We start from the raw sequence: 26121 nt of genomic DNA on the forward strand, positions 1-26121 counted from the left end.
GCAGACAACGCAAAATACCGGTCCTCCACGATGAAGCCGCCTCCGCCACGGACCTACTCGAGAGGGTTCATGTCTACGACGTCGCGCAAGTCGTTGTATCAACTTCTGAACACGCTGGGTCAGCCGCGTATAGATAGGGGACTTGCAAACTCGGTCCTGAAAGCTCCCTCGCAGAAGTTCCGCCGCGTCTCCACAGCACCCGAGAACGGATTCGGAGCAACCGCTCCGGTATTCTCCCGAGCCGCCACCTTCGACACGAGACCCAAGATCAAGGCCAAGGCAAGGCCTGCTAGCGCAGGGTCAATCAGCGACGAGCAGGTGAAAGCGCTCATCGACGGAGTGTCATGGATCAACTGGTCCGTCGCGACACAAAGTGGCGATGAGCCACGAACGGCGACGGCACAGTTGCGGCCCACGGTCAGCGACGGCCTGGTCCCGGACAGGTCAGAATCCGGCCCGCTCTTCACTGGGTGGATCCTCGCGATCCTTGTCGTTGTCGCCGCCGTCTTTGTGGGGCTATTCCACCTTGGCGTCTTCGGCATAGTCCTAGCTGTGCTGCTGATCGGCGTTTTCGTCGGTGGCATTGTTCAACTGGCGGCTACACCACTGGGGCTCGTACTCCTCGTTCTATCCGCGATCGGGATTCCAACGCTCTTTGCGCTCGAGGCTCGCCGTCAGCGCTATATCAGAACCGTTCACGCAGTCGAGGACTGGCTCGGCACAGCAAAGGTCCGAACCGAGCGCGTGCCGAGTGAGTGGGACGAGGCGAAATCGGATCCCAGCGTTCACGACCTCATCGTCGCTTGGATGCTGTCTGGCTCCGAAATCCAAGCACTGGGAGCGCACATCTCAGATGGGGTCGCCCTTCACAAGAACCTCTCCCCCGACGATCCGCGCGAACGCACGCTGCAGGAAGAGATCGAGGTCCAGCGCGGAAGAATGCACGCGCTGCAGAAGCTGCGTGATGCGCAAGCGGAAGCGGCCACTGATGCCGCCCGAACGCGCCTGGCAGATATGACGATGAAGCAGAACGCCGAGCGAGAACGTGCCAAGGAAGAGCTTAGAAGGAGCAGGGAGCGCGCGGACTACCAGCGCCGCTGGAGTGAAATCGATGCCAGCGAACGCAGGCGGGTCAAGACGCACGAAGAGATCGACGGCTGGTTTGACCGAGGGGCGTCGAAGTAGCCCGCACCACGGAACATCAACGCTCGGCCAGGAAAGCGAGAAGCCGCGACACTCGACCAGTGCCGCGGCTTCTCTGCTTCACATCTCTCACACCCCAGCAACCTCCGCGATCCGCTCCGTCTCCGCGATCTCCGGCGCATCGCGCGCTGCCGGCAGCAGCGCGCTCTCCGCGACGGCGACCGAGACCTCGTAGTGCCCGGCCACCGACACTGCCCCTACGAGCGTTTACACCAGGCTCAGACGAAGGGCAGAAGGAACGACAGGATCAGGAGCACCACGGCACCGCCCAGTCGACTGGAGATCTGCATGAACGGCATGAGTTCGAACCTGTTGGCGGCTGACAGCACCGCGACGTCGCCGGTGCCTCCCATATCGGTCATGCCCAGACCCACGCAGATCGACGATTCGATGTAGTACATCTTGACCAGATAGCCGAGAACGCCTGCAGCGATCGCGGCGATGATCACGGTGCAGAGGACCAGAACGAGGTACATCGGGTCGGAGATCAGGGCCAGCACCGCGCTCAGGTCGATGTACGCGAAGCTGATCCCCACGAGAAGAGCCGGTGTCCACGCTGCGGCGACGAAGGAGAACCAGCCGGATGCTGCGTCCTCGTACGTCTGCGGCAGCAGACCGAAGATCTTGATGAATGCCGCGGCGAGAATCGTCCACGCATACGGATGGATCGCCGGAACGAAGTGCCCGATGACCTGGCCCAGAATGTAGAGCGTCGCCGCGAAGATGACTCCGACGATGAGGACGTTGAACCGCCCACCGATAGAGCGCTCCGGCATCTTGTAGTTCGCCTCGTCCCCCGCGACCCGCAGCAGGTTTCCTTCACCATTGAAACCTTGGAACAGCTGGCGGCCGTTCTTTCCCAGGCCGTTGTAGACCCCCGCGATGATGATGGTGCAGATGTTTCCGATGATCACAGCCGGGATGATCTGCGACAGGGCCTCACCCGAGTCGATCCCCATCTGGGCGGCGTACATCTCCGACATCGGGACGGCTCCGGCACCGACACCTCCGCCGATGATCGGTGCGGCGATGAAGAAGATGCCGTCGAAGAACCCTCGTCCCACCAGTGCTGAGAGTCCGCCGATGCTCGCGAGGACGATGACGACCATGCCCAGGAGCGGCACACCGTACCGGGCTCCGGCTGAGATGAGCAGCTTCCTGGGCATACCGAGGATGCTTCCCGCGATCAGAGCGGAGATGTAGAAGTTGATGAAGCCGTATCCGCTGGTGAAGTTCGTGGCGACCTCGACCAGCGAGTCCGGAAGCAGATTCATACCGGCGAAGATCGCCGGCAGGACCACACAGAAGACCGTGGGTGCGCCGTAGTCCCTGATCACCGGGATGATGCTGCCCAGCCACCAGAGGAACCCTCCCAGCAGCATGGTGATGGCGAATCCTGACACCATCTCATCCGGCAGAGCACCCAGGTATCCCGCCACGATGAGGACGACGATCAGCAGGAGGAAGTACGGCCATTTGATACCTGCGATCGTGCCGATGCGGCCACGACCCTCGTGCAGGTCGCCCTCGATCTCCTCGACCGGGGTGATGTACGTGTTGCTCTTCGGGGTGACCATCGTTGGTGACCTTTCTCGTCGCCGTCTCTTCTTCGAGCGGAATGGACTGGCAGCGGGCACCGCGACCACCGCATGAGGTGTGATCGCAGTAACACCGGGTTGGTATCCGGAACAGAGTCGCAAACGACGGCTGTGCTGTCACGGTTGCGTTCATAATGGTCGTGGACTCCGGCGGGCAAGCAGATCGCGCGGTGCCCGCGAGAGCGTCTGACGGGTCAGAAGGGGGAGGTGTGCGATGGGTGCGGCCGCAGCGATCAGGAAGCGACGAAGGCCCTGGGACGGTTCCCTCGCCCGTCAGCTGTTCTTCGTGCAGCTCGCCCTCATCGTCGTCATCTGCATAGCGCTCAGCGTCACCACCTACAGCAGGACGGTGAACTCCACATACGCCGCCGCGTCCGACCGTGTGCTCAGCCTCGCGCAGACCATCGCCCACACTCCCCTCGTCGCAGAGGCGGTCGAATCCGACGATCCTTCGGCTCAGCTCCAGCCCTACGCATTGACACTCATGTCAGAAGCCGACGTCGACTTCATCACGATCATGGATCGCGACCGCACGCGGTTCACACACCCGGACCCCGAACAGCTGGGCAAGTCGTACATCGGCAGCGTCGACGCGGCGCTGGACGGCGGCACTCTCCTCGAGGAGTACACAGGCACACTCGGCCCGTCCGTGCGGGCGATCGTCCCGGTCTTCGACAGCTCTTCCGACACCGTCGTGGCCATGGTCGCAGTCGGCGTCACACTCGAGACCCTGTCTGTGGCACAAGCGGGTTCATTGCCGCAGATCATCACGATCGCCTTCGGCGCGATGCTCCTGGGCGGGTACGGGTCGTGGCAGCTCAGCCGGTATCTGCGGCGCGCGACGCTCGGTTACGGCACGGCGCAGCTCAGACGGCTCTTCGCGTTCTACAACTCTGCGCTGCATTCGCTCCGTGAGGGGATCATCCTCGTCGATGACGAGGGTCGAATGGTCCTGTACAACGATGAGGCCGCCACGCTGCTCGACCTTCCTCCGGCCGACGATCGGCGGCCGGTCCCCCTGCCAGCGGTGGCACTGCCGGAATCGGTGCGCACACTTCTGTCGTCCGGGCGTGATGCCCTCGACGAGGTCCACCTGACCCGTGACCGCGTGCTGGTCATCAATCAGAACAGGGCGAGCGAGCCGGATCACGGCCACGCCATCGACGGAGGTGTCGACGGGGCGGTGGCCACGCTGCGGGATCGCACTGACTTCCAGGAGCTCACCGGTGAGCTGGAGACGATGCGCACTCTGTCCGAGGCCCTGCGCGCACAGACGCACGAGCACGCCAATCGGATGCACACCCTGGCCAGCCTCATCGAACGCGGGCGCGAACACGAAGCGCTGGCCTTCGCCGTGCAGGACCGGCAGGAATCGCAGAAGCTCACAGACGCGTTCGTCGACTCAGTCGACGAACCGTTCATCACGGCACTGATGATCGGGAAGGCCGCTCAGGCCAATGAACGGGGGCTCCAGCTGACTCTCACCGGTTCGGGAGAGGTCCCGCCCGGCAGTCTGGATGCGCGCGACCTGGTCACGGTGGCCGGGAACCTCCTCGACAACGCCTTCGATGCGGCATCAGCATCAGAGGAACGGCACGTGTGGGCGGATTTCACGGCTGCTGACGGCGAGCTCATCATGACGATCGCGGATTCGGGGCAGGGAATCGCCGAGGAGGAGATCGAGACGATCTTCCACCTGGGTGCGACGGAGAAGGAGAAGACGGAGCAGCCGCACCGCCCGGGACGCGGATTCGGGCTGGTGCTCGTGCGTCAGGCAGTCACGAGGCTGAGAGGAGAACTCACCGTCGACTCGGATGGTGGAGCGATCTTCACCGTGGTGCTTCCGCTGACCGAAGGAGCGACGGATGGGCAATGAGCAGACTCTGCGGGTACTCATCGTCGAAGACGACCCGATGACGGCCGAAGCACACGCCGATTACGTCCGCCGCGTGCCAGGATTCGTCGTCGCTGACATCTGCCTGAGCGGCGCAGACGTTCTTGAGCGCATGAATGCGTCGGCTGCAGCCGGCGACCCGGTCGACATCGTGCTGCTGGATATGAATCTCACGGACTCACATGGGCTGGAAGTGGCTCGACGGATCAACCGCAGCAGTCACGATGCGAACATCATCGCCGTCACGGCTGTGCGCCACTTGCAGGTGATCAAGAGTGCGCTGTCATCGGGCATCACGCTGTACCTCATCAAGCCGTTCACCTTCGCGGCCTTCCGGGAGAAGCTCGAGAACCAGCGCGAGTTCCGGTTGAACCTCGCACGCAGCGGGGATCAGGCGACCCAGGCCACGGTCGACGATGCCTTCAGCGCACTGCGCGCTTCGCCGAAGACGCGTCTTCCCAAGGGGCTCATCGAGGAGACGCTGCGGGCGGTGTCGTCCGAGGTGCAGACGTCAGACGGCGCGGTGTCGGCCACTGAGGTCGGGCAGCAGCTCGACCTGTCCCGCGTGACCGTGCGTCGGTACCTTGAGCACCTGGCGAATACCAAGCAGGTCATCAAGGAAGCGCGACACGGGACACCCGGGCGGCCCGAATTCGAGTATCGATGGGCATAAGAGCAAGACAGAAACGCTCTCGCGCCCCTCAGCCCCGTCAGACCCCTCAGACCCCCGCAACCTCCGCGACCCGCGCCGTCTCCGCGATCTTCGGCGAGTCCGGCAACTTCGTCGCCCGCGCCGTGTACCCGCCCTCGGCGCCCACACCCGTGAGCAGCTGCGCCAGCGTCACGCCCTGCACATCAGTCAGGTCGCTCGCCTGCGTCCGGCACGAATACCCATCAGCCAGGTAGATCGAGTCCTCCGGCGCATCACGCAAAGCCGGCAGCAAAGCATTCTCCGCAACAGCGACCGAGACCTCGTAGTGCCCGGCCTCCATCCCGAAGTTGCCCGCCAGACCGCAGCAGCCGGCCAGCTCACGCACCGTCGCACCCGTACGCGCAAGCAGCGTGCTGTCCGCCCCGAAGCCCATCACCGAGTACTGATGGCAGTGCGGCTGCACCACGATCGTCTTGCCCGTCAGATCCGGCACCGCGATCTCGGTCTCGACCAGGACCTCGGCGACGGTCCGGGTGCGAGCAGCGATCGCCTTCGCGCGCGCGTCCTCCGGGAACAGATCCACCAGGTCGCTGCGCAGCACGGCGGTGCAGCTGGGCTCGATCCCCACGATCGGGATGCCCTTCTGCGCGTACGGCGCCAGCACCTCCATCGTGTTCGTGAGCCGGCCTCGGGCCGCATCCAGCTGTCCCGTGGAGATCAGCGTCAGTCCGCAGCACGCCTGCGATTCCGGCAGCAGCACCTCGAAGCCAGCCGCCTCGAGCACCTCCACCGTCGCCCGCGCACCCGCATCGGACAGGTACTCGGAGAACGAGTCCGCCCACAGCAGCACCTGCGGCCGCGACCCGCGCCGCACCTCGCCTGTCTTCACGTACTCATCGCGCACCAGTTCATCACGCACGTCAGCGCCGCTCGCCACGTTCTTCTTCGCCCACCGGGAGAAGCGCTGCGTGTTGAACTCGACCATCCCGCGCCGGGTGTCCATCCCGCCGCCGGCCAGCACCAGCTTAGCCAGCGGTCGGAAGGACAGCGCGGCATTCGCCAGCGTCGTCACCCCCGGCACCGCGGTCAGTGCGCGCCCCCACAGCGGCAGCCAACCCAGGGAGTAGTGCGTGATCGGCCGCACCTTGCCCTTGTACGTGCGGTGGAGGACCTCCGACTTGTACTGCGCCATGTCCACGCCGGCCGGGCAGTCGCTGCCGCACGCCTTGCAGCTGAGGCACATGTCGAGCGAGTCGTGGACCGCCTGGCTGTTCCAATCGTCGATGAGGCCGCCGTTGGTGACCTCCTGCAGGACGCGGGCCCTGCCGCGCGTCGAATCCTTCTCATCCTGGGTCGCCAGGTAGGACGGGCACATGAACCCGCCGGACCCCGAGGTGTCGGCCCGGCACTTGCCCACGCCCACGCACCGGTGAACGGCGTTGGTGAAGCTGCCCTTGTCGTGGGAGAAGGAGAATCCGCCGGGCGTCTGGCCGATCGAGATCGCCTGCGGACGCCGCAGGTCCTGATCGAGCGGAAGCGGGTCGACGATGACGCCGGGGTTCAGGAGGTTCTCCGGGTCGAAGAGCCGCTTGACCTCCTCGAGCGCGGTGATCGCCTCATCCGAGTGCTGCAGCTCCAGCAGCTCCGAGCGGGCGCGACCGTCGCCGTGCTCGCCCGAGGCCGATCCCCCGTAGCGGGCGACCAGGCGACCTGCGTCCATGAGGAAGCTGCGGAAGATCTCCGTGCCATCGGGCTGGTCGAAGGGGAAATCGGTGCGCATGTGGACGCAGCCGTCACCGAAGTGCCCGTACGGCATGCCGGTGACCCCGTAGGACTGCATGAGGTCGTCCTGCTCGCGCAGGTAGTCGCCCAGGACCTCGGGCGGGACGGCGGCGTCCTCCCAGCCGGTCCAGGCCGGATCGCCCGTGGCGGTGCGGCCGGCCAGCCCGCCGGCGTCGGCGCGGATGCCCCACAGGGTGGAGGCCTCCTTGCCTGCGGGGATGATGCGGTAGGCGTCGGTGCCGGAGTCGTCCGCGATCGCCTGGGCGTTGGCCACGGCCTCCGCCGCCGAGGCCCCACCCACCTCGATCAGCAGCCAGCCGGCTCCTGCCGGCAGCTCCGGAACGGCGCCCGGGCCCTTAGCCGCGCGGACCATGTCCATGAGGCGGGAGTCGATGCCCTCGACCGCGAGGGGTTTGTGCGGCAGGACACGCGGGACGGCGTCGGCTGCCTGGAACATGTCCGGGTAGCCCAGCGCCAGCACCGTCGGGGAGTTCGGGACGTCACCCAGGGAGACGGTCGCCTCCGTGATCGTCGCGAGCGTGCCCTCGCTGCCGACGAGGAACTTCGCGAGGTTCGGCTTGTTCTCCGTCAGCAGGTGCTGCAGCGCGTAGGCCGACGCCTGGCGGCTGAAGCGACCGAACTCCGTGCGGATGACGGCCAGGTGCTTCGCGGCCAGCTGGCTCAGGCCCGGAACGGGGTCGAGGCCCTGGCTGGCTGTGAACTGTCGACCCATGCCGTCGATGACGTCCATCTGCACCGTGACGTCGACGGTGCGGCCGTAGGAGATGGCGTGCGGACCGCACGAGTTGTTGCCGATCATTCCCGCGATCGTCGCGCGGTTCTTCGTCGACGGGTCCGGTCCGAACCGCAGGCCGTGCGGGCTGCCGGCCTTCTGCAGCTCGCTCATGAGGACGCCCGGTTCGACCCGCGCGGTCTTCGTGGTCGGATCGATCTCCAGCACCCGGTTGAGGTGGCGGGAGAAGTCGATGACGAGGCCGGTGCCGATCGCGTTGCCCGCCTGCGAGGTACCGCCGCCGCGCGAGGTGATCGGCACCTTGTGGCTGCGGGCCACGTCGAGGAGGGACACGACGTCCTGGGTCGTCTTGGGGAAGGCAACGACCTGCGGGACGACGCGGTAGTTCGAGGCGTCCACCGCGTATTCGGCCCGGCGGCGGTCGGATGTGTCGACGGTGCCTTCGATGCTGCGGGTGAGGTCTGCGATGAAGCTGCTCATGATGGGGTCACTTGTCCTTGAGGACGTCGAGGGCCGCTTCGAGGCCGCCCTGCTTGATCGGGACGCCGGCCAGCTGGAGGCCCATCTGGACACCGGCGAGCGTGCCCGCCAGCGACAGGTCACTGAGATCGCCCAGGTGGCCGATGCGGAAGACCGTGCCCTTGAGCTTGGACAGGCCGGCGCCCAGCGACATGTTGAACTTCTCCAGGATGACTGTGCGCAGTTCGTCCGCGTCGTGGCCTTCGGGCATGACGACGGCGGTGAGGACGGGCGAGTGCTCGTTCTCGTTGGTGCACAGCACTTCGAGGCCCCATCCCTGGACCGCGGCGCGGGTGGCTGCAGCGAAGCGGAGGTGGCGGGCGAAGACGTTGTCCATGCCCTCCTCGTTCAGCATCCGCAGCGCTTCCTTCAGCCCGTAGAGCAGGTTGGTGTTCGGGGTGTACGGCGTCTGGCCGTTCTTGCCCGAAGCGAGCATCTCCGTCCAGTCCCAGAAGGACTTGGGCAGTGTGGAGTCCTTGTGTGCGTCGAGAGCCTTCTGGCTGACCGCGTTGAACGAGATGCCGGGCGGGAGCATGAGCCCCTTCTGCGAGCCGGACACCGTGACGTCGACGCCCCACTCGTCGTGGCGGTAGTCGACGGAGCCCAGCGAGGAGATCGTGTCGACCATGAAGAGTGCCGGGTGGCCGGACTCGTCGATCGCGCGGCGGATCTCCGGGATCCGGCTCGTGACGCCGGTCGAGGTCTCGTTGTGGACCACGCAGATGGCCTTGAAGCGGTGCGCGGTGTCCTCGGCCAGCACCTCGCGGACCTTGTCCGGATCCGCGCCCGTGCGCCAGTCGCCGGGGACGACGGTGGGCTTGAGGCCCCACTTCTCTGCGAGCCCGGTCCACAGCGTGGAGAAGTGACCCGTCTCGAAGAAGAGGACCTCGTCGCCGGCGTTGAGCGTGTTGACCAGCGCGGCTTCCCACGCGCCCGTGCCCGTCGCCGGGTAGATGACGACCTGGTTGGCGGCGCCGAAGACGTCGCCCATGCCTGCGAGCACGTGGGAGAAGAGCTCCTGGAACTCCGGACCGCGGTGAATCCCACGTCCTGGTGGCGTTGTTCGTCGTCGCCACCTTCACGTCCGTCCACATGGGCGCCCTGGCGCTCATGGCGACGTTCCTGTTCGGCACCTTCGTGCTGGGCGAGGACGTCGACACTCTCTTATCCGGCTTCCCTGCCGACCTCTTCCTCATCCTCGTAGGCGTCACCTATCTCTTCGCCTTGGCAAAGGACAACGGGACCGTGGACTGGATGGTCCATGCGATGGTCAAGGCGGTGGGCGGCAGAGTCGCGCTCATCCCCTGGGTGTTCTTCATCGTCACGGGGATCCTCACCGGGTTCGGCGCCGTCGTCCCGGCGGCTGTCGCGATCATCGCCCCGATGGGTATGGGCTTCGCACGGCAGTACGGCATCAAGCCGCTCCTCATGGGCCTCATGGTCATCAACGGCGCCACCGCCGGCGGCTTCTCCCCCTTGAGCATCTTCGGCACGATCACCAACCAGGTCGTCGAGCGCAATGACCTGCCGGGCAGCCCGATCCTGCTGTTCCTCGCCTCCTTCGCCTTCAACGTCGTCCTGGGCCTGGTCTGCTTCTTCCTGTTCGGCGGACGCGATCTGCTGGGCAAGAGGGATCGCGGTGACGGTCTGGAGGATTCCAGTGCCGGATCCGGTGTCCGCGGCGCGAAGATGCCGGATGCGCCTCGCGATGATGCGGGTCGCCGTGCGGCTCGTCGATCCGTGCAGACGACGATGGTCAAGGATGAGGACGCGGACGAGCCGGTCACCACTCTGGACCGCAACCGCATCATCACGCTCGTCGGCCTCATCGTGCTGGCCGTGATGGTCGTGCCGCCGCTCAACCAGGACGTGGGATTCACCGCGATCTGCATCGCCGTGATCATCTCCCTGTTCTCCCCCAAGGTGAGCAAGGGCGCGGTCAGCAAGATCGCCTGGCCGACCGTGCTGCTCATCTGCGGCATCGTCACCTATGTGGGACTGCTGCAGCGACTGGGCACGATCGATTGGCTCGGAGACCAGGTCGCCGGCATGGGCGCACCGCTGTTCGCCGCTCTCCTCATCTGCCTCATCGGAGCGGTCGTCTCCGCATTCGCGTCGACCACCGGCATCCTGGGTGCACTCATCCCGCTGGCAGTGCCGTTCCTGCTGACCGGCAGCGTGAGCGAGATCGGGCTCATCATCGCCCTCGCGATCTCCTCCTCCGTCGTCGACTCCAGCCCGTTCTCCACCTCCGGTGCTCTCATCGTGGCGAACTCGCCGGAAGACCAGCGCGACAAGGTGTTCAAGCAGCTCATGCGGTGGGGCTTCACCATGGTCGTCCTCGCACCGATCATCACCTGGATACTGTTCGTCCTTCCCGGGTGGTGATGATGGTCAGCGTCATGTGAGTGACCGACGAAGCGCCCGGCTGAGGACTCTCAGCCGGGCACTTCGCTGCCTGTCAGCGGATACGCTCGCATACATGTTCACCGTCGGCGTCGACCTCGCGGCAGAGCCTAAGAAGACGGCGCTGGCCACCATCTCGTGGCACGCAGGCGGTGCCTCACTCGACCACCTCCAGGTGGACGTGGACGATGAGACAGTCATCGACCGCTCCCGAGGCGCCGGTTCCGTCGGCATCGACTGTGCCTTCGGCTGGCCGATCGAGTTCGTAGAGTTCCTCACCGCCCATGCCGCAGGGCGACTGCCAGAACGCGACGAGTCGGGACTCGACTGGCGTAGGCGACTCGCTTACCGGCACACTGACCGGTTCGTCCGTGAGCTCACCGGCCAGCGCCCGCTGAGCGTCGCGACGGACCGGCTCGGCCTCACCGCTATGCGGTGCGCCGAACTACTCGACGTGTTCGCCCGCGATGATGAGCCGGTGGACCGCTCCGGTGCCGGCCGAGTCGTGGAGGTGTACCCGGCCGTGGCGCTGCGTCAGTGGGAGGTCGTAGTACGCGGCTACAAGACGACTGCAGCACTCCGTCGCCGCGCGCTCGAGAAACTCACCGCACGCGCTCCCTGGCTCGACGTAAGCGACGAACACATGCGACTCATAGAACGATCCGATGATGCGTTCGACGCTTCGGTCTCAGCCCTCATCGCGCGGGCGCACTACCTGGGACTCACGCACGCACCGCCGCCAGAGGCACGTTCAGCAGCCCGGGTCGAAGGATGGATCGCGGTCCCATCGACGGCGTTGGACGATCTGATTCTCAGCGGTGATCGTGACTCCTGATCATGTCGCCCCCATATATGCATGTGCTACACATATAGATATGGACGCGAAGAATCTGCATGCGCTTGACGACGCGATACACAGCTTTCGGATCGCGACTCAGCGCCCGTCGTATCACAGGTGGATTCTGGACGGCCTGGGCTTTGACGGCGGGATCGCTTCGGTGCGAGTGCTCCGTGCGGTCGCGCGATTGACAACCGACGACGGCGGCCCGTCGATCGGGCGGGTGGCCGCGGAACTCGGCGTGAAGCACTCGACTGCGAGCCGGTTGATAGACAACACGGTCAAGGGCTCCCTGCTGGTGAAGTCAGTGTGCGGTGATGACAAACGCCACACGCGGCTAAGCCTCAGTGCGCAAGGTGACGCGGTCCTCGAGCAGGCGACCGTCCGCCGACGACAAGTCATCGCAGAAGCGACCGCTGACTGGGACGATCACGATGTCACGAAACTCGCCGAGCTGCTGCACCGGCTGAGCTTCAGTATCGACGAGCGGTTCGTCCAGTCATGAGAGGCGTCCCGGAGAACTCCGCTGCAGGGGATCAGACTCCTCCGCGCGGTGCGGTGCGCCTGACCCTCGACCGGCAGTTCGGGGCGCTCTTCTGGGGCAAGCTGATCAGTGGGGTGGGAATCTGGATCCACAGCATCGTGGCTGCAGTCGTGGTCTATGCGGCCACCGGATCGGCCCTGTGGGTCGGCCTCGTCTCCGTCGTCCAGTTCGCACCGCAGATCTTCCTCACACCGCTCAGCGGCACGTGGGCCGATCGCGGCAATATCGGTCGGCAGATCGTCCTGGGCCGGGTGCTCTGCTTTCTAGGATCGGGGTCGTTGGCAGCCTTCTGCTTTGTCCGCGGTGACCTCGAAGGTCAGCTCGACGCCGTCATCGTGCTCGCGGCGACTCTGATCACCGGGCTCGGGTTCGTGGTGGGAGGGCCAGCCCAGCAGTCGATCATTCCCCTGCTCATTCGCCGCGACGAGTTCCCGACTGCGATGGCGTTGAACTCCCTCCCCATGACCCTCGCCCGGGTGGCTGGTCCTGCCGGAGGGACCTTCGTGGCCGCCCAGTACAGCCCGGCCCTCGCGTTCGCACTCGCGGGATTGGCCCATGCCCTGTTCGTCGTGATGACTATGTTTGCTGCGTTACCTGCTGGAACGGAGCAAGCAGCCGGCACCGACTTCCGGGTCCGCGCTGCGCTGAGCTATGTGCGACGCGATCGCACGATGCTCCTCCTGCTGATCGTGGTGGCGGCAGTCGGGTTCGGGTCTGAGCCCTCGATCACGCTCGCCCCGATCATCGCTGACGAGCTCGGCGGCGGGACCCATGTGGTCGGTCAGCTCACCGGCGCATTCGGCCTCGGGGCCGTCGTGGGATTCTTCGGGTACCGACTCCTCAGCTGGCCGGCGCGGCAACCACGGGTCCTTCAGGTAGGCCTTGCCGCGATGATCATCGGCACAACCCTGGTGGCGCTGGCACCCACTGCGGCAACGGCGATGAGCGCATTCGCTGTCTCAGGTATCGGGTTCATGATTGCCAACACCTCGGCGATGAACCTGGTCCAGCTGCGTGTCCCCCAGGTGATGCGTGGACGAGTGATGGCGCTGTGGATGGTCGGCTTCGTCGGCTCGCGACCGCTGGCCTCGATCCTCGAAGGGATCCTTGCGGATCTGGTCTCCCTGGAGGCCGCCCTTCTCGTCACGGCAGGCGTCATTCTCGCCGTGTTCATCGCCTTTCGTCCTAAGCGTCTGGACTTCACCCCAGACGGTCCTTGAGGTCAGGATCCGGGTAATTGAGATTGAGCGGCGATCAGTTCTCAGCGTGAACAGGATCGGACCCTTCATCGCCCTCGCGATCTCCTCCTCCGTTGTCGACTCCAGCCCGTTCGCCGTGTCCGGGGCTCTGGTCATGGCGAACTCGCCCGAGGGCCAGCGCTACAAGGTGTTCGAGCAGCTCATACGATGGGGCTTCGCCATCGTCTCATCGCAGCGATCGTCACGTGGCTAATCCTCGTCGGCCCCGGGTGGTGATGATGGCCTGCGTCATGTGAGTGACCAACGAAGTGCCCGGCTGAGGACTCTCAGCCGGGCACTTCACTGTCTGTCAGCGGATAGGCCCGCTCACATGTTCACCGTCGGCGTCGACCGAGTGGCAGAACCGAAGAAGTTCGCCCTGGCCACCATTACGTGGTGAGCGCGCGGCCCCTCCCTCGATCACCTCCACACGGACGTGGCCGATGACTCAGTCATCGACCACTCCCGAGGCACCGGTTCCGTCGGCAACGACTGTGCATTCGGGTGGCCGATCGAGTTCGGATTCCTCAACGCCTGCCTCGTCTCATCAAAGAGATGCTCGACAGTCTTGACTGAAATCAAGAACCTACTGCGACCCCGCGCTCCACAACTAACCCGAACTATGTCCGAGCCTCCTGGCACAGTGGAATTCTGTCACCATCAACGACGGAGGACTCATGACCGCCAGAGCATCACTGACTGCACGGTTCTGGAATGTAAACCGGCTCTCAGGAACGAGCGGCAGGCCCGGAGCCGAACCAGCCACATCCTGACCGAGGTTCTCGAGGGACGTCCTGGCATACTCGGTCTCATCGATGTCCACCTGGGCGGCCGCGCCTCGCTGGAAACGGCTGCGGCAGACCAGGGCTACGTCATGGTCTGTACTTCCCTAGCGGAGTGGGGCGCATCGGAGAGACCGAATGCTTCGCCGCACGTCGTCATGCTCGTGCACGAAAGTCTTAACCCAACCGACGGGGCCACCCACTCCGTCACGAAAGCCGGCACCCTTTGGGCAGACCTGGCCGGGGCAGTAATCCGGCTGGGCGAGACACGGTTGGCGGTGGTGACCTCCTACACCCCGGATCGGAACAACTTTGTCGACCACAGCTCGGTGGCCAAGTGGGCCACAACGTTCGCGCGAAGGGCCGACAGCAAGATCATCATCGGCGGCGATTGGAACAACTGGGGGGACTCACCCCACAACCGCCTGACAAGCCTGGAGACAATGACCGGCTGGACCGAGATCAGTCCGGAAGTTGACATCAAGAGCCACTCGTACGTCTCGAAAGCAACGGCGAACCGGCGGATCGACCGCGTATTCGCCCGTTTGCCGAGCGGAAGCCGGGCATCGAGCCGCGTCGTGCCTCCACCCGCTCGGAACGTGGAGAGAACCAAGCCGATGAACTCGCGTAATCCGATGATCCTGTCCGACCATGCACTGGTGGAATGCTCGGTGAGCATCCCCGAGGTGACCTGACAGCCCCCGAATACACAGCACCAGTTTGATACTGACAGCGAAAACGGCAGGCTTCGTCATGGCAAGGGCATCAGCGTCTGCCGTATCGGCCGGCCGAGCACCAGTCGACGGTTCGATAGCCGGGAGCGGCACATACGAGCGTGCGACGATAGTTATGACCTCCTGCAACCGCGCCACCTCACCAGCCGCCGCCTTGGTAGCGTACTGATATGTCTTACGAGGAAGCGATGACCGCAGTCCGGCAATACGTAGCCGACCGCGATTGGAGCAACTTCCATACGCCGGAGAATCTCGCGAAGTCGATCAGTATCGAGGCTGGCGAACTCCTCGAACTCTTCCAATGGTCCAGCACTGTCGACGAGGCAGCACTGGCCGATGAACTCGCGGACGTCTTGACCTACTCGTACCTGCTGGCCGACAGACTGGGATTGGACCCGAATAAGCTGGTCTCCGATAAGGCAGTCGTCACTGAGCGGAAGTACCCAGTCAAGAAGTCGTTCGGAAGAAGCGATAAATATGACCGACTCTGAAGTCAGGAGCTTCTCCTTCGACTCCCAGCAGGTCGACGCATTTCGCAACGACGACGCCCGACTGACGAACTGGCCCGTCGTCTACACGCTGAACGACCGCAAACAGGTGTACGTCGGCGAGACGATCAACGCGGTCGCGCGCATGCGGCAACACCTCGATTCCCCGGCGAAGCAGGGCCTCACCTGTATGCGCATCGTCCTCAACGAGCGGTTCAACAAGTCAGTCTGCCTCGACCTGGAATCGCATCTGATACGGCTTCTATCGGGCGACGGCGCCTTAGAAGTGATCAATCGGAACGAGGGCATCACCGATGCCGAGTACTTCGACCGCGCCTCGTACTTGCGTCGGTTCGATGATGTGTTCGATCAGCTCAGAGAAGAAGGCCTCTTCACTCGCCCCGTGGCAGAGATCGAGAATTCCGACCTCTTCAAATACTCTCCGTTCAAGGCGCTCAATCCCGATCAGGCGCTCGCGGTGCATGACATCGTCGACGGGATCCTCGAAGCACTCGATAAAGAGGAGGCCAGCACCTCGGTCATCAGCGGTGAGCCGGGCACAGGCAAGACGATCGTCGCCGTCTTCCTCATCAAGCTGCTCCGCGACATCGCCAGTATGTCCGACAACGACGAGCCAGACCGCGATTCCGTTTTCGCTGATCTCTTCACGCCTGATGTCAGGGACCGTTTCAACGGACTTCGAATCGGGTTCGTGGTGCCACAACAATCCTTGCGGAAGACCGTGCGCAACGTCTTCAAGCGAACCCCCGCGCTCGCCGCTCCGATGGTGGTCAGTCCGTTCGACGTCGGCGCCGACGAGGAAGAATACGACCTCCTCATCGTCGATGAAGCCCATCGCCTCACGCAACGCTCCAACCAGGCCTCCGGCCCGCAGAACACGAAGTACCGCGAGATCACGGAGAAGCTGTTCGGCTTCGATGACACGAGTCGGACGCAGCTCGACTGGATCAAAGCCAAGTCTCGGCATCGGATCTTCATGCTCGATGCCGCTCAGAGCATACGGCCCGGCGACCTCCCGCAGGCGCTGCTCTCAGACCTGGAGCTCGAGGCACAGGCCTTCCGCCGCAAGTTCCGACTGAGAACTCAGATGCGTGTCCATGCTGGAGAGAACTACATCGGATACATCGATGACATCGTCCACGCACGCCCGACGGAGCGGAAGAGTTTTCGAGACTACGAGCTCTGCCTGTACACCGACCTGCCGGAGATGATCCGTGCGGTCCACCGTCGCGAAGAAGAATCAGGACTGTCTCGGATCCTCGCTGGCTACGCATGGCCATGGAGGACGAAGAAAGATCCCTCCGACTTCGACATCGTGATCGGCGACGTGAAACTCCGGTGGAATGGAAGGCTCGTCGACTGGGTTAACTCCCCCACCTCACTCAACGAAGCAGGGTCGATCCATACGATCCAGGGCTACGACCTGAACTACGCGGGAGTCATCATCGGAAGAGACCTTCGCTACGATCCTGCAACCGATCGCATGTACTTCGACCGCCAGAATTACCACGATTCGAAGGGCATGGAGAACAACAGGGTTCTCGGCATTTCATACACCGACGATGATCTGCTGTCCTTCGTGCAGAACATCTACAAAGTGCTCCTCACACGTGGCATTCGTGGCACGTTCGTCTACGCGGAGGATCCTGCAATGAGCGCCTACCTGGAACGCTTCTTCCCTACTGCGTGATCCGGAGGGCGCGCTCACTCGCTTTCTGCACCCCCACACTCAGCTCCGGCAGCGCTTCCGGCCGCTCCCCCTCCGGGAACTCCTGCACGATCTGATCGACCATCGGCTGGAGGAACAGCTGCCCCAGCTGCCGGACCATGACCGCGACCACCTGCTCGACGCGGTGTCGTTCCGTCGATGCTTGGCCGGCCTCGCGCATCGTGTCCACGCTCTCCCGCGTCAGCAGCACCAGCCGTGAGATGAGAGCCCCATCGCCGTCCAGCTGCAGGATCTCCCGGCGCAGATAATCGACGACCAGCGGGTTCTCCCGCAGCATCCGCGCGACCGCCGCGTTGCGCTCGCGTGTGCCTGCCACCTCGGCGTTAGACCCCGTGTCCGCGTCCTCGATGGCAGAGGCGAAGAGGCTCACGATCCAGCGCTCCACCCCGTCCCGCATCCCGTCCTTCGACCCGAAGTAGTGCGGGATGAGCCCCACGGTCACACTCGCGTCCTCCGCGATCGCCCGCAACGTCGTACCCGCGAACCCATGCGCAGCGAATCGGCTGAGCGCCGAATTGCGGATGCGCGCTCGGCGCGTGAGGTCACCATCCCGGTCATGCTCGACGTCCTGGTCATCCTTCACCGTTGCCCCGTGTGCCACAGCACTCCCTCCCTAGACGCTCTTCGATCCATCGGCCTCTGTCAGATCCTGCCACTCACCCTATTGAACAACTCTTCAAAGTTCTATACATTCGTTCAAGACGGTGACGACGCCGTAGCCCGACCGCAAGGAGCCAGCGTGGACGACTCAGCAGCACTGACAGGCATCACGGTCATCACGCTTGCCGTCAACCTGCCGGGCCCACTCGCCGCAGCCCGCCTGACCGCGATGGGTGCGCGTGTCCTCAAAGTCGAACCGCCGTCCGGCGATCCGCTCCAGCACGCGGCGCCCGAGTACTACCGCGACCTGGCCGCCCACCAAGAGGTCATGACGCTCGACCTCAAAGCGGACGCAGACAGAGCGGCACTCGACAGCCTGGCCGCCGACGCCCACCTCCTCCTCACCTCGATGCGCCCGCGCGCCGCGGCGGCCCTCGGGCTTCCCGTACTCGTGGAGCGCCACGGCCTGGTACACGTCGAGATCGTCGGGTTCAACGGCGACCGCGCCGATGTCCCCGGCCACGACCTCACCTACCAGGCCGCCCACGGGTCTCTAGTGCCTGGCACAATGCCGACGGTCCCCGTCGCAGATGTCCTGGGAGGCGAGCGCGCCGTCACCGCGGTCCTGGCAGGACTGCGTCAGCGAGAGCAGGACCCGGAGGGCACTTCGGGCGGCATCGTCCAGCGCGTGGCACTCGACGATGCCGCGCACTGGGCAGCAGGGATGGCACGACACGGCCTCACCTCCCCCGGCGCGCACTTGGGCGGCGGATCGCCCTTCTACCAGACCTATGCGACTGCCGACGGGCACATCGCGATCGGCGCCGTCGAACCGCACTTCGCATCGACAGTCGGCCAGATGATCGGCTCCGACCACGACACTCTGACCCGCGCCTTCGCAGCCCGCCCCACACAGTCGTGGATGGAGCTGGCACGCACCCACGACCTCCCCATCGAACCCATCCGCACTCCCACCGCCCCCGCTTCCCGCCTCGCCTAGACCACCCGGCCGCGACCAGCTGAACAAGCCCTCGACAAAGGAGTCGACATGCCCACCCTCCCCGGAATCCTCCGCACCACCGCCCACACCTACCCCGACCGCCCCGCGCTCACGTTCGAGGGCCGCACAACCACGTACCGCGAGCTCGACTCCCGCGTCGACCGGCTCGCCGCTGAGCTCGCCTCCCGCGGCGTGCTCCCCGGTGACCGCCTCGTCGTCCTGTCCGGCAACTCCGACAGCTTCGGGGTGGGCGTCTACGGCGGTCTGCGAGCTGGCGCGATCGTCGCACCGGTCAACCCCAAGTCCGCCGCGGCGGAGATCGAGCACTTCGTCACGGACACCGGCACGAACATCCTTCTCGTAGGGCCCGAATGCGCGGAGTCCGTCGCCGCCTGGAGCGCCGCTCACCCGGAGACCGCTGCGACAACCACCGTGCTGTCGCTGGGACCAGCCGGTGACCTCGAGGACGTCTTCGCAGCCGCCGATGCCCGTCCGGACGAAGAGTTCGACCTGGACATCCGGGAGGACGATGACGCGCTCATCATCTATACCTCCGGCACGACGGGGAAGCCCAAGGGCGCCCTCTTCGACCATCACCGCATCATCTGGGTGGGCGTGAACGCGGGCATCGCCTTCGGCCTGCGCCTGCACGACCGGATCCTCCAGGTGGCGCCCCTCTACCACTCAGCGGCGCTCAATCTGCTGTTCTTCTCCGGCACGATGGTCGGTGCGCACCAGGTGATCCACGCGGAGTTCAACCCGGTGACGGTCGTCGACGCGATCCAGGAGCACCGCATCCAGGTCTTCTTCGGCGTCCCGACGATGTACGCGTTCATGCTCCGCGTCCCGGATCTGGCCGATCGCGACCTGTCCAGCCTCCGCATCGCTTTCTACGGCGCTGCCCCCATGCCCGGATCGCTGGCGGAGAAGCTCTTCGCCGCGTTCCCGGATACGGAGATCATCCAGGCGTGCGGCCAGACGGAGGGCGGCCCAGGCGGCATCATCCTCACCCACGAGGACGTGCAGAAGAAGCCCACCACTTCCGGTCGTTTCCCCATCCCCAACACGGAGATCCGCGTCGTCGATGCGAACGGCGACGATGTGGCCGCCGGCGAGGTGGGCGAGATGATCATGCGCGGCGAGACCATGATGAAGGGCTACTGGAACCGCCCGGACGCGACCAACCAGACGGTTGTCGACGGCTGGGTGCACACCGGCGATCTCACCCACGTCGACGACGAGGGCTTCATGACGATCGTCGACCGCCTCAAGGACATGATCATCACCGGCGGGAAGAACGTGTACTCCGCAGAGGTCGAGAACGCGCTGACCGCCTACCCGGAGATCGCCGACGTCGCGATCATCTCCCGCCCACACGAGGAGTTCGGCGAGACCGTCGTCGCCGTCGTCACCCCTGCTGAGGGCGGCAACCCCACGCTCGAAGGCCTGCGGGAGTTCGCCGCACCGCTGCTGTCCGACTACAAGATCCCGCGTGATCTCATCATCAACGAGATCCCGCGCAACCCGTCCGGCAAGATCCAGAAGCACAAGCTGAGGGAGACGATCTCCGCATGAGCACACCCAGCACGGCACCCCAGGCCGTCATCGTCGATGCGGTCCGCACGCCCGTGGGCAAGCGCGGCGGAGCGCTGTGCGACCACCACCCCGTCGACCTCATGGCCACCACACTCGCCCACCTGGTCGAGCGCACCGGAGTGGACGCGGAGCAGCTGGACGACGCGATCATCGGCGTCGGACGCCAGGTCGACGAACAGACCGGCAACGTCGCCCGCAACGCCGTCCTGGGCGCGGGACTCCCGGTCTCCCTGCCCGCCACCACGATCGACCGCCAGTGCGGGTCAGGTCAGCAGGCCGCGCAGTTCGCGGCCCAGGCTGTCCGCGCAGGCGACTACCGGTTCGCTCTGGCCGGCGGCGTCGAATCGATGAGCCGGGTCGACATGGGCCCGCTCTTCAACCCCACTGGCCCGCAGGGCGAGTGGTACGGCCACCGCGCGCTGGCACGGTTCGACGGCGATCTGCCCTCCCAGGGTCGGTCCATCGAACTGGTCGTCAAGGAGTACGGCTTCACGCGCGAGGAGATGGACGCGTTCGCGATCCGCAGCCACCACCGCGCGGCCGCCGCGACAGAGGCTGGCAGGTTCACGCATGACCTCGTCCCGCTGACCGGGCTCACGAAGGACGGCGCCGAGGTCCCCCTCACCGCTGATGAAGGCATCCGTCCCAGCGTGGACCCGGCGAAGGTCGCGTCCCTCACCCCCGTCTTCGCCGCGGACGGTGCGGTGACCGCCGCCAACTCCTCGCAGATCTCCGACGGCGCAGCGGCCCTCCTCATCGCGGACCGGGATGCGGCGGAGTCAGCGGGACTGCGGCCTCGGGCGCGGATCGTTTCCAGTGTGGCCGCGGCAGCCGACCCCGTCCTACAGTTCACCGCAATCCTGCCGGCATCTCACCTGGCGCTGGCGAAGGCGGGGCTGACGATCGGGGACATCGACGTCGTCGAGGTCAACGAGGCCTTCGCCCCCGTCCCCCTGCTGTTCCAGCGGGAGTTCGGCATCGAGGACGAGATCCTCAATGTCAACGGCGGCTCGATCGCGATCGGCCACCCCATCGGGTCCACCGGCGCCCGCCTCCTCACAGGGCTGGTGTCGGAACTGGAGCGCCGCGACGCACGCTACGGCCTGCTGACCATCTGCGAGGGCGGCGGCATGGCCAACGCCACCATCATCGAAAGGCTCTGAGCAATGACGCACACGACCTCCTCCGTATCCCCCACCCAGCGACCGCGTCGGGTCACGGGCGCACCGTCGACGATGGGCGACGACGTCCAGCTCAACACGACGACCATGATCCGGCACGCGGCCCGCACCTACCCGGAGCAGCCGATCGTCTACCGCACCCCGGACGACGGCTGGGCCGAGTATTCATACGCGGACGCCTACGCGCGCATCCAACGCGGCGCGAACGTGCTGACCGACCTCGGTGTGGTACCCGGCGGCAAGGTGGGTGTCCTCGACTGGAACTCCCGCCGCCACTTCGAGCTCTACTGGTCCATCCCCGGCATCGGCGCGGTCATGGTGCAGCTGAACCTGCGCCTGGGGGCGGAGGACATGGCCTACGTCCTCACGGACTCGGGCACTACCGTGGTGTGCGTCGACGAGACCCTCCTGCCGATCGCCGAGGCCGTCGCCCCGCACGTCCCCCACGTCCGCACGTGGGTCGTCATGACGGACAAGCCGATGGCGGAGGTCTCCACGACGCTGGAGAACGCCGTCCACTTCGAGGACCTGCTCGCCGCTGCGGACGAGAAGTTCGACTGGCCGGAGATCGACGAGTCCAGTGCCTTCGCCGCCTGCTACACCACCGGCACGACGGGCAAGCCCAAGGGCGTCTTCTACTCCCACCGCTCGATCTACCTGCACACGACGGCGATCACGCAGGGGGTGGGGCTTGGCGTCGACGACTGCGTCATGCTCATCACGCCCATGTTCCACGGTTCCGGCTGGGGCCTGCCGCAGGGCGCCGTGTACAACGCGGCGAAGGTCGTACTGCCCGGCCGCTACCGGGCCGAGGACACGGAGCCGCTGGTCGACGCCATGATCCGCGAAGGCGTCACCGTCGCGAACGGGGCACCGGCGATCTTCAACCCGATGCTCGACTACGTCCGCACGATGGATACGAAGCCGGACTTCAGTTCGGCACGGTTCATGTCCGGGGCCACGGAGCCGTCGCTCACCCTCATGCAGGGGCTGCGGGAGCTCACCGGCGCCGAGGTCGTCCACGCCTACGGAGCCACGGAGACCAGTCCGCTGGTCACGCTGAACCGGTTCAAGCCCAGCGTGCGCGCGGCGATGGACGACGAGGAGCTGTTCGCGCTCAAGCGCAAGCAGGGCCTGCCCGTGTCAGGCGTGGACATCGTGCTGCTGGATGGGATCGGCAACGCCGTTCCCCACGACGGGTCCTCGCAGGGTGAGATCTGCGTGCGCGGGCCGTGGATCACCGCGACCTATAACGGGATGACCGAGGACGACCTGGAAGGCCGGTTCGTCGACGGGTACTGGCGCTCCGGCGACGTCGGCACGATCGACGAGAACGGCTACCTCAAGGTCACTGACCGCATCAAGGACGTCATCAAGTCCGGCGGCGAGTGGATCTCCTCGATCGACATGGAGAACCTCCTGCTGTCCCACGAGGCGATCGCGGACGCCGTCGTCGTGGGGCTCTCCCATCCGAAGTGGCAGGAGCGGCCCTTCGTGCTCGCCGTGCCGAAGCCGGGACAGACCATCGAGCTGGAATCCGTGCACGCGCACCTGTCGCAGGCGTTCGCCTCGTGGCAGCTGCCCGAAGCGGTCGAAGTCGTTGCGGAGATCCCGCGGACCACCGTCGGCAAGTTCGACAAGAAGCGCATCCGTTCCGAGTACGCGGACTTCTACGAGAGGACCACCCACAGTGAGTGAACAGACCAATCCGACGCCGGCCTCGGCGGCTGCCGCAGGTGACGAGGTATTCGTCCAGGTCGAGGACCACGGCGCCGTCCGGGTGCTGACCCTCGACCGACCGAAGGCCCTCAATGCGCTCTCCGGCGACCTCGTCGCCCAGCTGACGGCGGCGCTCACGGACGCGGAGTCGACCGATACTGTCCGCGCGGTCGTGCTGACGGGCTCGGACAAGGCGTTCTGCGCTGGCGCGGACATCCAAGAGATTCCGCAGATGCAGCAGGCCGCACCACTGGACAGGCTCGCGTTCGACGGACTCTTCACGACGATCGCACGGCTCAGCACGCCGACGATCGCGGCGGTCCGCGGCATGGCTTTCGGCGGCGGCTGCGAACTGGCGCTCGCATGCGACACGGCGGTCGCCGGCGAGTCCGCACAGTTCGGGGTGCCGGAGGTGAAGCTAGGAGTCCTGCCCGGCGCCGGCGGCACCCAGCGCCTGGTGCATGCGCTGGGCAAGGCGAAGGCGATGCGGATGCTGCTGACGGGTGGGCCGGTCACGGCAGCCTGGGCGGAATCGGCAGGGCTGGTCGCCGAGGTCGTCGCGGACGCAGAGGTCCTCGACACCGCCGTGGCCATCGGCGAGGAGATCGCGCGCAATGCACCGCTGGCCGTGCGGCTGACAGCGGACGCCGCCCGGCACGCGGACGAAGTGGGGCTCAGCCAAGGCCTGGACGTGGAACGGCGGAACTTCCTCCTGCTCCTGGGCACGGAGGACGCAGCAGAGGGCCTCTCCGCATTCGCGGAGCGCCGCACAGCAGACTTCAAAGGAGCTTGACCGATGATTCTCGATGGATACCGCGCAGCGTGGGAGACCGAGGAGACGGACGACCTGCGGGCACTCGCCCGTGAGTTCATCGCCCACGAGGTGACGCCCCACCAGGATCGGTGGGCCGCCGCGCACCAGGTCGACCGCGACCTGTGGAACAAGGCCGGCGACGCGGGCCTGCTGTGCATCTCAATCCCGGAGGAGTACGGCGGGGGCGGCGGCACGTTCGCCCATGAGGCGATCATCCTGCAGGAGCAGGGATTCGCCGGGGACACCTCGTGGGCCAACAGCGTCCACTCGACGATCATCGCCCACTACATCAACGCCGTGGGCACGGAGGAGCAGAAGAAGCGATGGCTGCCGGGCATGGCCTCGGGCGACATCGTCGCAGCGATCGCGATGACGGAGCCCGGCACCGGATCGGACCTGCAGGCGGTGAAGACGAAGGCCGTGCGCGACGGGGACGACTATGTCATCAACGGGGCGAAGACGTTCATCTCGAACGGCACGCACTGCGACATCGTCGTCATCGTCGCCCGCACCAGTAACGCACCGGGCGCGAAGGGTCTGTCGCTGATCGTCGCAGAGGTGAACGATCTTCCCGGGTTCTCCCGTGGTCGCGTGCTCGACAAGGTGGGGCTGCACGGCCAGGACACGCGTGAGCTGTTCTTCGAGGACATGCGCGTGCCCGTCGATAACCTGTTGGGCGGTGTGGAGGGCAAGGGCTTCATCCAGCTCATGCAGCAGCTGCCGCAGGAGCGGCTGACGATCGCCGTGGGCGGTGCGGCGACAGCGGAGACCGCGGTGCGGGAGACGGTCGCCTACGCCAAGGAGCGCGAAGCGTTCGGGCAGCCGATCATGGGCTTCCAGAACACGAAGTTCGTGCTGGCGGAATGTGCGACGGAGGCGTTCTCCGCACGGACGTTCGTTGATCATCTGACCAGCCTGCACATCGACGGGAAGCTGACGACGGAGCAGGCATCGGCCGGCAAGTACTGGGCGACGGATGCGCAGAACCGTGTGGTCGACCGCTGCCTGCAGGTGTTCGGCGGCTACGGCTACATGAACGAGTACCCGATCGCCCGCATGTTCGCGGATGCGCGCGTGCAGAAGATCTACGGCGGGACGAACGAGATCATGAAGGAGCTGATTTCGCGGGGGCTGTGAGGCGAGCAGTCGGTGAGGGACGGCCACGAGCTGAGCCCGCATCGGCCTGCGGAAGCCCAGTGGCTCAAACTTTTCGCTGCGGAGGCAACGCTCCGGGTTCGCACGCGCCGCGGAAGTTCGGGGCGCTGCGGTTCGACGACACACGGCAGGTCGGGGACTCGCACAGCACCTCGCGCGGCCCCTCGGTAAGATCGTCGTCACCAGAGCCTCGAAGAATAGACGCACTATGACGGAGACCACCGGCACCGCCCCGCACCGCACCGGGTGTCTCTCGAGACCCGCTGACACATCCTCATCATCCGCATGGAGAGGTAGCGCAAGCGCATCACGGTCGAACCGCACTTGACCGCCGCGCTCGACCAGGCACTGGACACGCTCGAACACGACCCGGACCTGTGGTGCGGAATCCTCGCCGGAGGCGAATCCGCCTTCTCCGCCGGCGCGGACCTGGCACGCACAGCAGGCACCCCGACCGAACTCGGCGGCCCGTACGGCGCCATCCGCCGTCGCCCCTGCATCCCCTTGTCGCGGCAGTCGAAGGGATGGCCCTCGGCGGCGGGTTCGAGATCGTCCTTGCGTGCGACATGGTCGGCGCCGCGCGGTCCGCAAAGTTCGGACTACCGGAGACCGCTCCCGGCCTCATCACCACGTGCGGCGGACTGTTCCGCGGCTGGCAGAGCCTGCCTCTGACCGTGGCGAAACACCTGGTCCTTACAGGTCGGCGGCTGAGCGCTCGGGGCGCCTACGAACTGAGCCTCGTAAACAGGCTCTTCCCGGTTCGTGGTGATGGGGAGCGTCGCGTCGTTGACGTAGAACGGCTCGTGGTCCTGCTGTGATGGGTGTTGTCAAGACATCCGAATCTCAGAGGACCACGAGCCTGTGCACGAGAGTA

At 65.6% G+C, this 26121-nt stretch carries 22 protein-coding genes; 18 read left to right on the plus strand and 4 right to left on the minus strand.

From position 1 onward, the window contains the following. The first annotated feature begins 69 nt into the window (after positions 1-69). Positions 70-1185 (plus strand): hypothetical protein, encoded by a 1116-nt coding sequence (locus BSP109_RS11705; protein WP_146001143.1) that lies wholly within the window; start codon positions 70-72, stop codon positions 1183-1185. Between the two features lie 236 nt (positions 1186-1421). Here the strand turns inward: BSP109_RS11705 and BSP109_RS11710 are convergent, their stop codons facing one another. Then, positions 1422-2780: a 2-hydroxycarboxylate transporter family protein gene (locus tag BSP109_RS11710; RefSeq protein WP_101600810.1), complete on the minus strand. Its 1359-nt coding sequence runs from the start codon at positions 2778-2780 to the stop codon at positions 1422-1424. Positions 2781-3015: 235 nt separating this feature from the next. Here BSP109_RS11710 and BSP109_RS11715 point away from each other — a divergent pair, with 235 nt between their 5' ends. Beyond that, on the plus strand, positions 3016-4677 hold the full coding sequence (locus BSP109_RS11715) for a sensor histidine kinase (RefSeq protein WP_101600811.1): 1662 nt from the start codon (positions 3016-3018) through the stop codon (positions 4675-4677). Then, positions 4667-5368, plus strand: coding sequence for a response regulator (locus BSP109_RS11720; protein ID WP_101600813.1), 702 nt, complete (start codon positions 4667-4669; stop codon positions 5366-5368). The genes BSP109_RS11715 and BSP109_RS11720 overlap by 11 nt, the downstream gene beginning before the upstream one ends. Before the next feature lie 46 nt (positions 5369-5414). Here BSP109_RS11720 and BSP109_RS11725 read toward each other — a convergent pair whose 3' ends face one another. After that, positions 5415-8363: an FAD-binding and (Fe-S)-binding domain-containing protein gene (locus BSP109_RS11725; RefSeq protein WP_101600815.1), complete on the minus strand. Its 2949-nt coding sequence runs from the start codon at positions 8361-8363 to the stop codon at positions 5415-5417. A gap of 7 nt (positions 8364-8370) precedes the next feature. Continuing rightward, complete coding sequence (locus tag BSP109_RS11730) at positions 8371-9405, minus strand: alanine--glyoxylate aminotransferase family protein (protein WP_219618537.1); 1035 nt, start codon at positions 9403-9405, stop codon at positions 8371-8373. Between the two features lie 50 nt (positions 9406-9455). On the opposite strand from BSP109_RS11730, the gene BSP109_RS11735 reads away from it, so the two are divergent. The 8 genes from BSP109_RS11735 (at position 9456) to BSP109_RS11770 (ending at position 17143) form a co-directional block, all read left to right on the plus strand. Further along, positions 9456-10790: an SLC13 family permease gene (locus BSP109_RS11735; RefSeq protein WP_180959714.1), complete on the plus strand. Its 1335-nt coding sequence runs from the start codon at positions 9456-9458 to the stop codon at positions 10788-10790. A 94-nt stretch (positions 10791-10884) separates the two neighbouring features. Beyond that, positions 10885-11643: a DUF429 domain-containing protein gene (locus BSP109_RS11740; RefSeq protein ID WP_101600818.1), complete on the plus strand. Its 759-nt coding sequence runs from the start codon at positions 10885-10887 to the stop codon at positions 11641-11643. A 40-nt stretch (positions 11644-11683) separates the two neighbouring features. Next, the gene (locus tag BSP109_RS11745; RefSeq protein WP_101600820.1) at positions 11684-12151 is read left to right on the plus strand and encodes a MarR family winged helix-turn-helix transcriptional regulator; all 468 of its coding nucleotides are present in this window, start codon (positions 11684-11686) and stop codon (positions 12149-12151) included. Next, positions 12148-13410, plus strand: coding sequence for an MFS transporter (locus BSP109_RS11750; protein WP_101600821.1), 1263 nt, complete (start codon positions 12148-12150; stop codon positions 13408-13410). Before BSP109_RS11745 ends, BSP109_RS11750 begins: the two co-directional genes overlap by 4 nt. 46 nt (positions 13411-13456) lie before the next feature. Beyond that, a complete protein-coding gene (locus BSP109_RS11755; RefSeq protein ID WP_180959715.1) occupies positions 13457-13642 on the plus strand; it encodes a hypothetical protein in 186 nt (61 codons plus the stop codon). Positions 13643-14368: 726 nt separating this feature from the next. After that, the gene (locus tag BSP109_RS16980; RefSeq protein ID WP_146001144.1) at positions 14369-14905 is read left to right on the plus strand and encodes a hypothetical protein; all 537 of its coding nucleotides are present in this window, start codon (positions 14369-14371) and stop codon (positions 14903-14905) included. Between the two features lie 209 nt (positions 14906-15114). Continuing rightward, the gene (locus tag BSP109_RS11765) at positions 15115-15435 is read left to right on the plus strand and encodes a nucleotide pyrophosphohydrolase (protein ID WP_101600825.1); all 321 of its coding nucleotides are present in this window, start codon (positions 15115-15117) and stop codon (positions 15433-15435) included. Then, the gene (locus BSP109_RS11770; protein WP_101600827.1) at positions 15422-17143 is read left to right on the plus strand and encodes a DUF2075 domain-containing protein; all 1722 of its coding nucleotides are present in this window, start codon (positions 15422-15424) and stop codon (positions 17141-17143) included. The genes BSP109_RS11765 and BSP109_RS11770 overlap by 14 nt, the downstream gene beginning before the upstream one ends. Here BSP109_RS11770 and BSP109_RS11775 read toward each other — a convergent pair. Continuing rightward, positions 17133-17783: a TetR/AcrR family transcriptional regulator gene (locus tag BSP109_RS11775; RefSeq protein WP_257944672.1), complete on the minus strand. Its 651-nt coding sequence runs from the start codon at positions 17781-17783 to the stop codon at positions 17133-17135. The two genes, BSP109_RS11770 and BSP109_RS11775, sit on opposite strands and share 11 nt — an antisense overlap. Positions 17784-17921: 138 nt before the next feature. Here BSP109_RS11775 and BSP109_RS11780 point away from each other — a divergent pair, with 138 nt between their 5' ends. The 7 genes from BSP109_RS11780 to BSP109_RS17510 all read left to right on the plus strand — a co-directional run bounded on the left by BSP109_RS11780 (position 17922) and on the right by BSP109_RS17510 (position 26065). Beyond that, positions 17922-18782: a CoA transferase gene (locus BSP109_RS11780; RefSeq protein WP_257944673.1), complete on the plus strand. Its 861-nt coding sequence runs from the start codon at positions 17922-17924 to the stop codon at positions 18780-18782. Between the two features lie 48 nt (positions 18783-18830). Then, complete coding sequence (locus tag BSP109_RS11785) at positions 18831-20357, plus strand: class I adenylate-forming enzyme family protein (protein WP_101600831.1); 1527 nt, start codon at positions 18831-18833, stop codon at positions 20355-20357. Then, positions 20354-21541, plus strand: coding sequence for a thiolase family protein (locus BSP109_RS11790; protein WP_101600832.1), 1188 nt, complete (start codon positions 20354-20356; stop codon positions 21539-21541). Before BSP109_RS11785 ends, BSP109_RS11790 begins: the two co-directional genes overlap by 4 nt. 3 nt (positions 21542-21544) lie before the next feature. Next, positions 21545-23257, plus strand: coding sequence for a long-chain-fatty-acid--CoA ligase (locus tag BSP109_RS11795; RefSeq protein ID WP_101600834.1), 1713 nt, complete (start codon positions 21545-21547; stop codon positions 23255-23257). Next, complete coding sequence (locus BSP109_RS11800) at positions 23250-24071, plus strand: enoyl-CoA hydratase/isomerase family protein (protein ID WP_101600836.1); 822 nt, start codon at positions 23250-23252, stop codon at positions 24069-24071. The genes BSP109_RS11795 and BSP109_RS11800 overlap by 8 nt, the downstream gene beginning before the upstream one ends. Positions 24072-24074: 3 nt before the next feature. Further along, entirely contained in the window at positions 24075-25229 is a 1155-nt protein-coding gene (locus BSP109_RS11805) for an acyl-CoA dehydrogenase family protein (RefSeq protein WP_101600838.1), read from the plus strand. 542 nt (positions 25230-25771) lie between these two features. Continuing rightward, positions 25772-26065, plus strand: a complete 294-nt coding sequence (locus BSP109_RS17510; protein WP_219618538.1) for an enoyl-CoA hydratase-related protein — start codon at positions 25772-25774, stop codon at positions 26063-26065. The last annotated feature ends 56 nt before the right edge of the window (positions 26066-26121 follow it).

Source organism: Brevibacterium sp. Mu109 (assembly GCF_900169375.1).
Taxonomy (GTDB): domain Bacteria; phylum Actinomycetota; class Actinomycetes; order Actinomycetales; family Brevibacteriaceae; genus Brevibacterium; species Brevibacterium yomogidense_A.

Bases quoted from the DNA above. Each gene is read 5' to 3' on its own strand.
- BSP109_RS16980 (WP_146001144.1), top strand. From the start codon at position 14,369: ATGCTCGTGCACGAAAGTCTTAACCCAACCGACGGGGCCACCCACTCC.
- BSP109_RS11720 (WP_101600813.1), top strand. From the start codon at position 4,667: ATGGGCAATGAGCAGACTCTGCGGGTACTCATCGTCGAAGACGACCCG.
- BSP109_RS11705 (WP_146001143.1), top strand. From the start codon at position 70: ATGTCTACGACGTCGCGCAAGTCGTTGTATCAACTTCTGAACACGCTG.
- BSP109_RS11790 (WP_101600832.1), top strand. From the start codon at position 20,354: ATGAGCACACCCAGCACGGCACCCCAGGCCGTCATCGTCGATGCGGTC.
- BSP109_RS11725 (WP_101600815.1), bottom strand. From the start codon at position 8,363: ATGAGCAGCTTCATCGCAGACCTCACCCGCAGCATCGAAGGCACCGTC.
- BSP109_RS11715 (WP_101600811.1), top strand. From the start codon at position 3,016: ATGGGTGCGGCCGCAGCGATCAGGAAGCGACGAAGGCCCTGGGACGGT.
- BSP109_RS11750 (WP_101600821.1), top strand. From the start codon at position 12,148: ATGAGAGGCGTCCCGGAGAACTCCGCTGCAGGGGATCAGACTCCTCCG.
- BSP109_RS17510 (WP_219618538.1), top strand. From the start codon at position 25,772: ATGGCCCTCGGCGGCGGGTTCGAGATCGTCCTTGCGTGCGACATGGTC.
- BSP109_RS11785 (WP_101600831.1), top strand. From the start codon at position 18,831: ATGCCCACCCTCCCCGGAATCCTCCGCACCACCGCCCACACCTACCCC.
- BSP109_RS11710 (WP_101600810.1), bottom strand. From the start codon at position 2,780: ATGGTCACCCCGAAGAGCAACACGTACATCACCCCGGTCGAGGAGATC.
- BSP109_RS11745 (WP_101600820.1), top strand. From the start codon at position 11,684: ATGGACGCGAAGAATCTGCATGCGCTTGACGACGCGATACACAGCTTT.
- BSP109_RS11765 (WP_101600825.1), top strand. From the start codon at position 15,115: ATGTCTTACGAGGAAGCGATGACCGCAGTCCGGCAATACGTAGCCGAC.
- BSP109_RS11795 (WP_101600834.1), top strand. From the start codon at position 21,545: ATGACGCACACGACCTCCTCCGTATCCCCCACCCAGCGACCGCGTCGG.
- BSP109_RS11770 (WP_101600827.1), top strand. From the start codon at position 15,422: ATGACCGACTCTGAAGTCAGGAGCTTCTCCTTCGACTCCCAGCAGGTC.
- BSP109_RS11805 (WP_101600838.1), top strand. From the start codon at position 24,075: ATGATTCTCGATGGATACCGCGCAGCGTGGGAGACCGAGGAGACGGAC.
- BSP109_RS11740 (WP_101600818.1), top strand. From the start codon at position 10,885: ATGTTCACCGTCGGCGTCGACCTCGCGGCAGAGCCTAAGAAGACGGCG.